The 9,532-nt window shown below is 62.2% G+C and carries 9 protein-coding genes and 1 pseudogene; 7 read left to right on the top strand and 3 right to left on the bottom strand.

Translation table 11 applies throughout. The features are described 5' to 3' along the window. The 5 genes from WCE35_RS09020 to WCE35_RS09000 form a co-directional block, all read left to right on the top strand. Positions 1 to 400 (top strand): thiamine pyrophosphate-dependent enzyme (locus WCE35_RS09020; protein WP_424593001.1); only part of this gene is annotated, 400 nt, incomplete at its 5' end. A gap of 258 nt (positions 401 to 658) precedes the next feature. Next, positions 659 to 1,927 (top strand): OpgC family protein, encoded by a 1,269-nt coding sequence (locus WCE35_RS09015; protein ID WP_424593000.1) that lies wholly within the window; start codon positions 659 to 661, stop codon positions 1,925 to 1,927. A 95-nt stretch (positions 1,928 to 2,022) separates the two neighbouring features. Then, on the top strand, positions 2,023 to 2,310 hold the full coding sequence (locus tag WCE35_RS09010) for a hypothetical protein (RefSeq protein ID WP_424592999.1): 288 nt from the start codon (positions 2,023 to 2,025) through the stop codon (positions 2,308 to 2,310). 38 nt (positions 2,311 to 2,348) lie between these two features. Then, entirely contained in the window at positions 2,349 to 3,536 is a 1,188-nt protein-coding gene (locus WCE35_RS09005; RefSeq protein WP_424592998.1) for an OpgC domain-containing protein, read from the top strand. Positions 3,537 to 3,698: 162 nt separating this feature from the next. Continuing rightward, positions 3,699 to 4,163: a DUF2059 domain-containing protein gene (locus tag WCE35_RS09000; RefSeq protein ID WP_424592997.1), complete on the top strand. Its 465-nt coding sequence runs from the start codon at positions 3,699 to 3,701 to the stop codon at positions 4,161 to 4,163. Between the two features lie 109 nt (positions 4,164 to 4,272). On the opposite strand, the gene WCE35_RS08995 is transcribed toward WCE35_RS09000, so the two are convergent. The 3 genes from WCE35_RS08995 to trhA all read right to left on the bottom strand — a co-directional run bounded on the left by WCE35_RS08995 (position 4,273) and on the right by trhA (position 7,666). Beyond that, positions 4,273 to 5,991, bottom strand: a complete 1,719-nt coding sequence (locus WCE35_RS08995; protein WP_424592996.1) for a glycosyltransferase family 39 protein — start codon at positions 5,989 to 5,991, stop codon at positions 4,273 to 4,275. Between the two features lie 162 nt (positions 5,992 to 6,153). Beyond that, the gene (locus WCE35_RS08990; RefSeq protein WP_424592995.1) at positions 6,154 to 6,948 is read right to left on the bottom strand and encodes an SDR family oxidoreductase; all 795 of its coding nucleotides are present in this window, start codon (positions 6,946 to 6,948) and stop codon (positions 6,154 to 6,156) included. Between the two features lie 22 nt (positions 6,949 to 6,970). Further along, positions 6,971 to 7,666, bottom strand: a complete 696-nt coding sequence (gene trhA / locus WCE35_RS08985) for a PAQR family membrane homeostasis protein TrhA (protein WP_424592994.1) — start codon at positions 7,664 to 7,666, stop codon at positions 6,971 to 6,973. Positions 7,667 to 7,851: 185 nt separating this feature from the next. Here trhA and WCE35_RS08980 point away from each other — a divergent pair, with 185 nt between their 5' ends. Together WCE35_RS08980 and WCE35_RS08975 are read left to right on the top strand one after the other, a co-directional pair. After that, the gene (locus tag WCE35_RS08980; RefSeq protein ID WP_424592993.1) at positions 7,852 to 9,321 is read left to right on the top strand and encodes a YcjX family protein; all 1,470 of its coding nucleotides are present in this window, start codon (positions 7,852 to 7,854) and stop codon (positions 9,319 to 9,321) included. Continuing rightward, positions 9,318 to 9,532, top strand: a pseudogene (locus WCE35_RS08975) (TIGR01620 family protein); the annotation flags it as partial. The gene WCE35_RS08980 and the pseudogene WCE35_RS08975, both read left to right, overlap by 4 nt.

The following is a 9,532-nucleotide window of genomic DNA, read 5'->3' as shown; positions in this document are numbered from 1 at the left end:
CGGCTACAGCCTGCCTGCTGCCGTCGGCATGGCGCTGGGACGACCGGCTACGCGCACGGTCTGCCTGATCGGCGACGGCTCGGCGATGTATTCGATCCAGGCGCTGTGGACCGCGGCGCAGCGCAAGCTGCCGCTGACGGTGGTGGTGATCAACAATTGCGGCTATGGCGCGATGCGCTCGTTCAGCCAGGTGATGCAGGTGCGCAACGTCCCCGGCCTCGAATTGCCGGACATCGACTTCGTCAAGATCGCGCAGGGTTTGGGCTGCGATGCGGTGCGGGTCGGCAAGTCAGCCGAGCTCGCGCCGGCGCTGAAGCGCGGCCTCTCGCACGACGGCGTCAGCCTGATCGAGGTGATGGTGAATTCGGCCGTGCCGCTGCTCTATGCGCAGAAGAGCTGACAAGCCTGCTCGCCATGCGCCGCCGCCGTTCAGCCCTGTTTTCAGACGGATGGCTTTGGTGACAACCGCACCTTGATCCGGTGCGATCCATCGATCGTCCGGGGTCCGAACCGTCATACGGATTTGTCCCGATCGTGATGATATGGACCCGAACCGGACAGGAAGCTGCCACCGACCCGCTTAATTGCTTGCAAACCGCGGCCCGATATTATCTTTTGTGGCGCAAGTGCGTCAGCAACCTCTCTCAAGACAGGCTGGATGACATCGATTTCCGATCGAGTTGCCGGACCACCCGTGGCGGGCGCAACGGATGCGACCGCGCCGCACGCCGCGCCGGCACCGACCGTCCTGACCAGGGCTGTTTCGCTTCCCGCGGCCGGCGTGCGCGAATTGCGGCTGGATCTGTTTCGCGGTCTGGCGCTCTGGCTGATCTTCATCGATCACGTATCGCCCGATGTCCTGACCTGGTTCACGATCCGCAGCTACGGATTCAGCGACGCCGCGGAGATTTTCATTTTCATCTCCGGCTACACGGCGGCGTTCGTTTACGGCCGTGCGATGCTTGAGTCCGGCATGGTGATTGCGACCGCGCGCATCCTGCGGCGGGTCTGGCAGATTTATTCCATGCATGTGCTGCTGTTCGCGGTCCTGGTGGCGGAAGTCTCCTACGTTGTCATCAGCTTCGACAAGCCGTTTTACGCCGAGGAAACCGGGATCACGGATTTCTTCAAGCAGCCCGGCGTCGCCATGGTCCAGGCGCTGCTGTTGAGATATCGCCCGCTCAATATGGACGTCCTGCCGCTCTATATCGTGCTGATGCTTTTTTTGCCGCTGGTCCTGTGGCTGATAAGGTGGCGCGCCGATTTCACGCTCGCCATTTCGGTCGCGCTTTACGCGCTTTCCTGGCGCTACGATCTGCACCTGACGGCCTATCCGAACGGTTTCTGGTCCTTCAACCCCTTTGCCTGGCAATTGCTGTTCGTGTTCGGCGCCTGGTGCGCGCTGGGCGGCGCCAAGAGGATGTCGCGATTTCTGTCGTCGCCCGTCACGCTGTGGATTTCGTTCGCCTATCTGTTGGCGACGTTCTGCGTGACGATGACCTGGTACTTCCCGCAGCTCAATCACCTGATGCCGCAGCGACTCGAGCAATGGATGTATCCGATCGACAAGACCGATCTGGACGTGCTCAGGTTCGCGCACTTCCTGGCACTGGCGGTAGTCGCCTTGCGTTTCGTACCGGCGGGATGGCCCGGCCTGAAATCGCCCTGGCTATGGCCCATGATCCTGTGCGGGCAACGTTCGCTGGAGATCTTCAGCCTCGGCGTAGCCCTGGCGTTCGCGGGGTATTTCGTGCTGACGGAGCTTTCCGCCGGCCTCGCCCTGCACTTCCTGGTAGGTATTTGCGGAATCCTGATGATGTCCGCAATGGCCTGGTTGTTGTCATGGTCCAAGCACTACGTCGACAAGAGCAGTTCACGAACCAAGCGTGCCGGCGGCAGCGCAGATACGGCCGGAGGAGGCTCATGAGATTTGCCGCGGCCATGCAGGTGAATCGCCGGAAGGTCTATTTCGGTGATCCGGCAAATCGGTATAGTCGGTGCTAGGCGCCGCCGATTCCCGCCATGCGGCCCCGGAAAATTGATGCACTGCAATACAAAAGAGCCGAACTGTTTTTCATCCGTCAGATGGCCGCGCGCGTAACAATGATTCCCGTACCGCCGTATCTGGATAATCTCTGCCAGCAGTTCGATGTTCCGCCGTTTGACCGTTTCGCTATGTTGCGAAACGGGAGTGACGCCGGGATTGCGACTTTTTCCAAATATCGCCTGGGCTCAGAATTGCAAAACGCGTTCACGATTGCCCCGGCCGCGCGGTGTCTCGTGCAACACCAGTCCGGGCCGGCAGAATAAGAGACTCGACGGCTAACCGAACGAAATGGACAAGCAGTATGGCAAATCAGGATATTGCACCTCTCTCGCTTACGGTCGAGCGTGACCTCCGGCTCGATCTGTTCCGCGGCATGGGGCTGTGGATGATCTTCCTCGATCACATTCCGGACGACGTCGTCGCCTGGTTGACCCTGCGCAATTACGGCTTCAGCGATGCTGCCGAGTTCTTCGTATTCATTTCCGGTTATCTTGCCGGCTACATCTATAGTCCGATTATACGCGGCGGGAATTTTCTTGCTGCCGCCAAGCGGCTGTTGACACGCGTCTGGCAGATGTACGTTGCCCACATCATGCTGTTTCTGCTCTTCACGGCGCAGATCGCACGCACGTCCCGGAAGTTCGACAATCCGATGTACAAGGACGAATTCAACGTCGCCAATTTCCTCCAGCACCCGGACATCCTGATCGGGCAGGCGCTCACGCTGCGCTACAAGCCGGTCGACCTCGACGTGCTGCCGCTCTATATATCGCTGGTGGCCGCTTCACCGCTGATCCTGTGGTGCCTGTTGCGCCGCCCGAACTGGACCCTGGCGGGCTCTGCCGTACTCTACGTCGCGGCCCGCTGGTTCGACTGGAATCTTGCTTCCTATCCGCCCGGAACGTACTGGTACTTCAATCCGTTCGCCTGGCAATTGATGTTTGTCTTCGCGGCCTGGTGTGGCGTCGGCGGCGTCGCCAAGCTCCAGGTCGTGATCCAGTCCCGGGTGGCGCTGGTAGTGGCCCTTGCGTGGATTGCCTTCGCATTCCTGATCGTCATGACCTGGCACAGCGCGTTTCTGGAATCGCTGGTGCCGAAATGGATGATCAAGGCGATCTATCCGATCGACAAGACCGACCTCGACATGCTGCGTTTCACGCACTTCCTCGCTTTGGCGCTGGTGGTCACCCGATATTTTCCGCGCAAATCGGAGATACTCACCTCCAAATGGCTGCGCCCGATGGTGCTGTGCGGACAGCATTCGCTTCCGCTTTTCTGCTTCGGCGTATTCCTGTCCTTTGGAGCGCATTGGATCCTGGTTCAGTACTCCCATGGCGTCTGGATGCAACTGCTCGTCAGCTTCGGCGGCATCCTGATCATGATTGGGCTCGCATGGCTTCTGGATCGGACCGGACAGGTCCCCAATCTGTTCGTCGATGCGAGCGGCATCGCCCTGCCTGAGGCGGCCGCCAAACCGGGCACCGCGTGATGCTGTGCCTGCAACAGGCGACGCGATACCAGGACAACTGAACCGTGGCGGTTGCCGCAACGAGCAAATTCTCGTCTTCAAGGACCGCGAAGATGAGAGCCGGCTGGTTCGGAAATCTCAATTCTTGAGGATTGTGTGATCATTCGCCGGAGGAGCCAGCCTATGTCCTTACGCCCGATCAAACGTCTGATGATTATCGGCAGCGTGCTTCTGCTTTCGACTGGCGTGGCGCCGGCGCAAGTACCATCGCCCGAAGCCATGGCGGCGGCGCGCGAGCTGGTTACCACGCTGAAGCTTTCCGATCAGTACAAGGCGCTGCTGCCGGTCATTCTACTGGGTCTCAAGCCCGCCCTGACACAGGACCGGCCGGAAATCGAACTCGATTACGACGCGATGCTGCCCAAGATCGCGGATGCGTATACCCCTTATTATAACACGATGGTCGACAGCATCGCCACGGTCTATGCCAGCACCTTTTCGGTGGACGAGCTGCGCCAGATAGAGGCTTTCTATCACCAGCCGGCTGGCCAGAAACTTCTCGAAAAGTCGCAAGCGATTCGGCAGCAAAGCCTGCAGATCGGCCAGGATATCAGCCGCAAGGCGATGGAGGATTTGCGCACTAGCTAGATTGACCGAGTTGCTCCGCCAGAAAGGGCACAAGCTGTGACGGCACGGCCATTCCGCGGGACCGCAACAGCAACACAGGAAGACGATTCACGGGCCGCTTGCGGGATGCTCACCGCCTCGCCGTTGTCACGGGCCGGGTCAGCGCCCGGCGGTCTTTGACGTAGGCGATAGCGACGCCGAGCCGTTCGACGGCGCCGATGATCTTGCCGTCGAGGTCGCCATCGCAATTCAGATGGGTCGGTGCGATGAAGAACTCGGACTGGTTCCATTGCGGCATGAAATCCCAGTGAAGTTGCGGGAGCGTGACCGCCTTCTCGAACGGGAGGCGTTCGCCGCACACCGCGACGGAATAGACCTGCGTCGGCCAGTTCGGATCGCCAGGCTCGGTGCGGCGCAAATAGGCCTCCAGCTGACTGATCGCCTCGGGCATGCTGCTGAACCAATAGTCGAGATCGTAGCGCCGTGACGCCCCGTCGAGACCCCCGACCAAGGAATTGTAGAGCAGGTATTCGTAGGGGTGCAGCCTGACCAGGGTCACTGCGTCCCAGAGCAAGCATGCGGTCATGACTGCGAGCCCGCCGGAGGCGAGCACGCGACTGCGCGTCCTGAGCGCCGCAATCGCCTTGTCGAGCCCGATGCCTGCCAGGGCCGCAAGCACCGGGATCAAGAACAGGAAATGGCGCAATCCGGTGAAGGCCGGGCCGTGCCAGATCACCTGGCAGGCCAGCGGAAAAATCACCATCAGCGCGAGCAGGGTGATCTCCTGGTGCTGCCATGGATTCGAACTAGCCGCGCGATGCCGCAATTGCGCGAACATCATCGCCAACGCCGCGCCGAACAGCGTCAGCAGCGGAACACGGATCATGAGGTAGATCGGCACATAAAGCCGCGGCACATTCGCCATCTCGTAGACCTGGCCGACCAACACCGTACGGATGGCGTAGTTGAATTCGGAGAATGCGAGCAGGCCGCGGATCGGATTGAGCGGAGCCAGCGCCGCCCAGGGCCAGGCCAGGATCATGATGACATAGGCGAGCACCAGCGCCGGCAGCATCGACAGCAACGATTCGACTGCGAAGCGCAACTGCGGGCGGCCGTGGCTCTGCCACCGCCGGGGCAGGTACAGGGCGATCGCAAAGCCGGCATATATCACCAGCAGCAAACCGACGATCCGCACGCCGAGCGCGGCGCCCGCCAGCAGGCCGAATGCTGCGATGTCACCCGCACGCGGCGACGGCAGCAGGCGCGCGATACGGATCAGGAACAGTGCCGCTCCCATCATCGCGGCGGCGAAGGGAATGTCCTTGGTATGGTTGAACATCGAACCATACCACGCGCCGCATAACGTCAGGCTGATCGCGGCGATCAGGCCCGCGCGCGGACCCGCGATCAGTCGCGCCGTCGCCGCGGCCGCGCCGATCCCGCCGATACCGATCAGCGCGCACAGGATATGGCGCAGGTCGTATGGATCGATCGGGACGACATGACCAAGGGCCACGGCAACGATATCGAACAGGCCGCCATAGAGATAAAGGTTTTGGAAGCTGAAGACGCTCTGGTCCCTGAAGCCGCTGGTATAATAGGCGATGATCAATTCGCCGTAGTGATGCTGCACGCCTTCATCGTTGGAGATCGCATAGTGCTTGTAGGTAAACAGTGCGATGACGACGAGCGCGGCCATGAGCACGACGGTGGCAATATCGTGGGCCTCGAATCGCGCGATCCATCGTATCGCGTTGCGCAAGGGAAAAGCCCTGTTCGCGATGCTGGGAATGCGCTCCCCGGCCAGCTTCACCTCGGTCACTATTCTCTCAGTTTCGGTGGTCATGCCGGCGCTGAATTCGTGCGAGTCTTATTTCCCGGCCATGCGACGCGACTTGCGCAATTGCTGGCCAAAAAGAACGACGGTTTCATCTACGTTAAATGTCCGGAGAAGCGAGTCAATCTTTCCCGGGAGAATGCCGGCCAGTGGAAGCACCATGTGCGGTTGTTATTTTCCGTAGCCCTCCCGCATCCTGGCCTGGATCTTGGCCATGCCTGCGATCCAGCGGTCGTAATTCTCGGTCTTCTTGCGCATGTAGCCGAGTACCTGCGGATGCGGCAGGATCAAAAAAGTCTCCTGCTCGATGCCGGCGAGCGCGTCCAGCGCCACCTGCTCCGGGGTCAGGTCGCCGTCGCCGGATTGCGGGCCTTTCGGGATCGAGCGCAGCATGTTGGTGTCGACGCCCTGTGGACACAGGATCGACACCTTGATGCCGTCGGCCTTGTGCGAGATCGCGAGATTTTCCGCAAAGCCGACCGCGGCATGCTTGGTGGTGGAATAGGCCGGGCTTCCGACCTGCGACAGCAGGCCGGCTGCCGAAATCGTGTTGAGGAAATAGCCGCCGCCGCGCGCCTTCATGCGCGGGATCAGATGCCGCGCCGCGTAGACATGCGCCATGACGTGGATCGCCCAGCTTCGCGCCCACGGCTCGTCGGAGGTGCCGCCGGCGTTCACCGACAGCGGATCGAAGCCGCCGCCGATGCCGGCATTGGAGCAGAACAGCGCGATCGGACCGAACATTTTCTCGGTTTCCTCGATCACGTGGCAGATATTCTTTTCCTGCCCGACATCGCATTTGAAGGCCGCGCCGCCGACCGAGGCGGCGACGGCTTCCGCGGCTGCGTGATCGAGGTCGACGACCACCACCTTGGCGGCGCCGGCGCGATGAAAGGCCTCGCAAAGCGCCCTCCCGATGCCGTTGGCGCCGCCGGTGACGACCACGACTTTGCCGGTCACCTGCATGGCCGCTCTTCCCTTCATCTCTTCAGGTCAAAACCAGATCGAGGATCGCGGTGTAGTGACAGGCTGCGCCTGAGAGCACGAAGCCATGCCAGATCACGTTCTGGAAACGCAGCCGCTGCCAGGCATGGAAGATCACGCCCAAACTATAGAGCAGGCCGCCGGCGACGATGAACCACAACGCCAAATGCGGTAATGACGACAGCCCGGCGTCGTAGGCGATCAGTCCGCTCCAGCCCATCGCCAGATAGAGACCGACCGACACCCTGTCGAAGCGCCCCGGGAAGAACAGCTTTATCACGATCCCTGCCGCGGCGACGCTCCAGACCCCGGCCAGCAACGACATCGCGAATGCGTGGTCCTGCAACTGGGCGAACACGGGCGTATAGGTTGCGGCAATCAGAATGTAGATCGAGGAATGATCGAACCGTCGCAGCAGCCATTTGCGCCGTGATATCGGCCAAAGATTGTAAGCGGCGGAAAAGCCGAGCATGGCGAGCAAGCCCGCGGCATAGACCGACACCGAGACGATTTGGTAGGCGGAAGCGAACATGGCGGCCAGCACGATCAGAACCGTGGTGGCGATCAGGCCGCAGAACACGCCTATGCCATGCACGATACCATCGGCGATCAGTTCGGTCCGGTCGTAATTCCACCGCACCGCGCCGGCCGCGGCATGGATCGAGGTCGAGGCGAGTTGCTTCAGTCTGAACATGGTCATGCCGGCCCGCCGGATCTGGTTACGAAGCAATAAAACATAGGCCTCAAGAGGTCAACGAACCGTTCAATCGCCTCGTCCGCAATCGCGTTGGAAGTCTGAAGCTTGATTTTCAGTCGCCGATCGCCACCTTCGGGGTGATTTGTCCCGTCAATTGGCCCTCACGCCGAGCCCTCACCCGTTTCTGAATGGCCCTGACTTTTTCCGATATCGTCGAGGAAGCGCGCCTGTCGGCGCGAGCGCTGCTGGATTACGGCGACAGCTTTTTCAATCCGACGGTGCGGCTCGGCGTCACCGGCCTGTCACGCGCCGGCAAAACCGTCTTCATCACCGCGCTGATCCACGGCCTGACCCGCGGCGGCCGCTTTCCGGTGTTCGAACCCTACGCCACCGGGCGGATCGCCCGCGCCCGACTGGAGCCGCAGCCGGACGATGCGGTGCCCCGCTTCGACTATGAGAACCACGTCCGCACCTTGATCGAGGCGCGGCGTTGGCCGAACTCGACCGTCGATATCAGCGAACTGCGACTGGTGATCGACTATCAGCGGCAAAATAGCGCGGACCGCACGCTGACGCTCGATATCGTCGACTATCCCGGCGAATGGCTGCTCGACCTGCCGCTGCTCACCAAGAGCTACGAGCAATGGTCTACCGAGAGCCTCGCGCTGTCGCGCGAAGGTCCGCGTGCGCGGCTGGCTGTGCCATGGCACCAACACCTGAATACGCTGAGCGCCGAAGGCCGCGAGAACGAGCAGGCCGCGCTCGCGGCCGCGCGGCTGTTTACCGAATATTTGCGCGCCTGCTGCGACGAACGCTTCGCCATGAGCCTCTTGCCGCCCGGCCGCTTCCTGATGCCCGGCAATCTCGCGGGCTCGCCGGCGCTGACATTTGCGCCGCTCGAAATGCCCGTGGATGGCACCGCGCCCGACGGTTCGCTGTGGGCGATGATGCGGCGGCGTTACCAGGCCTACAAGGACGTGGTGGTGCGTCCGTTCTTCCGCGATCATTTCGCGCGGCTCGATCGCCAGATCGTGCTGGTCGATGCGCTCTCGGCGTTCAACGCCGGGCCGGAAGCCTTGCACGATCTCGAAGCCGCGCTCGCCGGCATCATGGATTGTTTCCGGCTCGGCCGCGGCACGCTGTTCAGCAATTTGTTCCGGCCGCGGATCGACCGCATCCTGTTTGCCGCCACCAAGGCCGATCAGTTGCACCATTCGAGCCATGATCGCCTCGAAGCGGTGTTGCGACGGACGGTCGCCAAGGCCGCCGGCCGCGCCGAATATGCCGGGGCTGCGATCGACGTGGTCGCGCTCGCCGCCGTGCGCGCCACCCGCGAGGCAACGGTCGCACGCGGCCGGGACCAGCTACCTTCGATCCTCGGCACGCCCGCACCGGGCGAAACGGCCAATGGCGAGACGTTCGACGGCGAAACCGAGGTGGCGACCTTTCCGGGCGATCTGCCCGCCGAGCCGGAGGAACTGTTCAGGGGTGACGGCGCGTTTGCCGGCCTGTCCATCGCCGCCGCCGACCAAGCCGACTTCCGCTTCCTGCGCTTCCGGCCGCCGCGGCTGGAACGCGAAGGCGATGACGAACCCACTTTGCCTCATATCCGCCTTGACCGCGCCCTCCAGTTCCTGATCGGAGACAGGCTGCAATGAGCGAGAAAACGCCGCACCGGCGGCCGGCGACGTTCAAACTCGACGACCCCGGCGTGGTCGTGATCGACCCGGATGATCCGAGCCGGCCCGCGCGCGGCACGATCCGCATCACCCCGGACGCCGAACCCGCGCTGCTGCCGGTGCCTGCCGATGCGCCGCGCGTCCCGGTGCGGCGCGGCTTCCGCTGGGGCGCGCTGTTCTGGACCGCGGC

The sequence above is a fragment of the Bradyrhizobium sp. genome, from assembly GCF_049691595.1.
Classification (GTDB): Bacteria; Pseudomonadota; Alphaproteobacteria; order Rhizobiales; family Xanthobacteraceae; genus Bradyrhizobium.
This window is presented reverse-complemented; position numbering and strand designations above follow the sequence as displayed.

Bases quoted from the DNA above. Each gene is read 5' to 3' on its own strand.
- WCE35_RS09015 (WP_424593000.1), top strand. From the start codon at position 659: ATGACATCGATTTCCGATCGAGTTGCCGGACCACCCGTGGCGGGCGCA.
- WCE35_RS09010 (WP_424592999.1), top strand. From the start codon at position 2,023: ATGCGGCCCCGGAAAATTGATGCACTGCAATACAAAAGAGCCGAACTG.
- WCE35_RS09005 (WP_424592998.1), top strand. From the start codon at position 2,349: ATGGCAAATCAGGATATTGCACCTCTCTCGCTTACGGTCGAGCGTGAC.
- WCE35_RS09000 (WP_424592997.1), top strand. From the start codon at position 3,699: ATGTCCTTACGCCCGATCAAACGTCTGATGATTATCGGCAGCGTGCTT.
- WCE35_RS08995 (WP_424592996.1), bottom strand. From the start codon at position 5,991: ATGACCACCGAAACTGAGAGAATAGTGACCGAGGTGAAGCTGGCCGGG.
- WCE35_RS08990 (WP_424592995.1), bottom strand. From the start codon at position 6,948: ATGCAGGTGACCGGCAAAGTCGTGGTCGTCACCGGCGGCGCCAACGGC.
- trhA (WP_424592994.1), bottom strand. From the start codon at position 7,666: ATGACCATGTTCAGACTGAAGCAACTCGCCTCGACCTCGATCCATGCC.
- WCE35_RS08980 (WP_424592993.1), top strand. From the start codon at position 7,852: ATGGCCCTGACTTTTTCCGATATCGTCGAGGAAGCGCGCCTGTCGGCG.